This window comes from Campylobacter concisus (assembly GCF_902460715.1).
Lineage (GTDB): Bacteria > Campylobacterota > Campylobacteria > Campylobacterales > Campylobacteraceae > Campylobacter_A > Campylobacter_A concisus_AK.
Genome location: NZ_CABPUX010000003.1, coordinates 272,728 through 274,705 on the forward strand (window position 1 = coordinate 272,728; position 1,978 = coordinate 274,705).

A 1,978-nucleotide genomic window follows, 5' to 3' on the forward strand; every position below is an offset into this window, starting at 1 on the left:
AGGTTAAATTTACGCAGTAGATATTTTCGGTACTAAATTTATTTGATGTTTGGGAGGCTAAAAGAGAATTTAGCTTATCGGCAAATGGCTTAAATAGCTCCTCGCACTTTGAAGCGGTGCCGTTTGATCTCTCTTCGTCTTTTTGCATAAATTCTAAGTGAGTGACGTCTTCTTTGTGCTCTTTGCCGTTTTTGTCTTTTGTTTGACTATTAATTATTATAGTCCTCATCTTTTTTTATAAACTTTGGTAAAAATCATTACTAAATTTATTGATAGCATTTTCAGAGCTTAAAGGCTCAAAAGCGCTTAAATTTAAACTAGCAATTAGGGCTAGTAATATAATTTTAAATTTCATCACAATATTCTACTTATTTAAATATATTTACCTTTAAATACGTTACTCAAATTACCTAAATTACTGCTTATTTTTATAAAAGTTTTTTCTTATGTCATTAAGAATTTTTGGAGTGATTTGATTTATATAAAGTCTATTCTTTTTACCATGATTTGTGTAGTAGTTTTCTATTTTATTAAATTTTTCATCGTTTGTAGTTTCATCTATATATCCAAATTTCCAAAAGTACTCATACAAATAAAATTCTGAGGCTAAATTTTTAAAAAGTATATAAAAATCTACTATGTTTCCGTCTCTATCTTGTGTTCCGCCTTTAAACTCAATTATATTGCCATTGGCCGTAACGCTCCACATAGACATATCGTCATAACAAAAACTCCATTTTTTTATCTTGTCTTTGTGAATAATGGCGCACTCTTTTATATCTATTGCCCGACCTAGATTGTCTTCATTATAATCACGTAAAATTTTTACAGAATAGTCATCATTGCCTATTTTAAAATAATAATTAGATGCGTCTTTGTATTTAAAATTTGGTATTTCATCTTTTCCCATGCCATTACAAGCCAGCAATAATATTAATAAAAATGCACTATTTAAAAATTTGAAAAATTTTAGCATTTCTAATCCTTGTGTAGTTTTCTTTTCTGTCTTTTTTGCTTTGGTCGTCGGTCCTTTTATTAATAACATCAGTTATTTTATCCACTACATTTTCGTTATTTGAGTCTTTTTTACTCTCATCTGCTATTTTGTATAGATTGTTAGAAAACCAAAACCATGCAGCACTCATTATCGCATATTTTCCATATTCAGCTACTAAAGTTGGATTTTCTACCATATTATCTTCAGTATTAAAATTTTTATTAATATAATTATTAAAATTTGAATATCCGCTTCTTCCTGTTAAATGAAAAAAGCCCCTGCCTATGAAATTCCAACCATCATCTCCACCTTGATTGCCATTTTTATCGCTATAAACATAGTTGGCTATGGCTTTAGGTCTATCCTCTTCTTTAATAGCAATAAGCTCGTCTGCTTTATTTGGATTTTCTTTAAATTTGCTTCTAAAAACAGCTCTAAGTCTATCTGCGTTTTTATATAATATATTCTCGCTTAATTGAAGTCTATTTCCTCCAACTTCTTTATAGGCTTGCCCAAAAAAATGCTCTAATCTATTTCTAGTATCAAGCTTATATTTTACATACATTTGAATTCCATCTTCGTCATCTCTTCTATTGAGCTCATCTACCATCTCTTGCAAGATATATTCTTGATTTGTTTTTATATTGGTAAATACCTGCTTTAGCATACTTAGCGTAAAAGGATAGTCTTTGATCTCTATTAAAACATTTGCTTCCTTATCCCCATCCACCCACATACCCTTATCTACTCTTGTTATACTCTTTGACTCATTAAAAGAGTTTATAAAGCTATTCATATTATCTTTGCTTAGTAGGTTGATACCATACTTGGTATCTTGGTTTATCTTTGTTTGACCTGTTTGGTTTGTGTTGCTTGGGTTTTGATTGTTTGCGGAATTTGCTTCATCTATGTAAATTTGATATCTCTTATTTGTACTATCTTCACTCTTTAGCTCTTTAGTAAGTTTATCATCTTCATAGA

At 29.6% G+C, this 1,978-nt stretch carries 3 protein-coding genes; all 3 read right to left on the reverse strand.

Annotated features, from left to right (window positions below; genetic code table 11):
- Nucleotides 1–229 (reverse strand): hypothetical protein (locus F3G91_RS10325; protein WP_188116835.1); only part of this gene is annotated, 229 nt, incomplete at its 3' end.
- A 186-nt stretch (nt 230–415) separates the two neighbouring features.
- Complete coding sequence (locus F3G91_RS10105; protein WP_103632158.1) at nt 416–976, reverse strand: hypothetical protein; 561 nt, start codon at nt 974–976, stop codon at nt 416–418.
- Nucleotides 948–1,978 (reverse strand): glycoside hydrolase family 19 protein (locus tag F3G91_RS10330; RefSeq protein ID WP_223227875.1); only part of this gene is annotated, 1,031 nt, incomplete at its 5' end. The genes F3G91_RS10105 and F3G91_RS10330, both read right to left, overlap by 29 nt.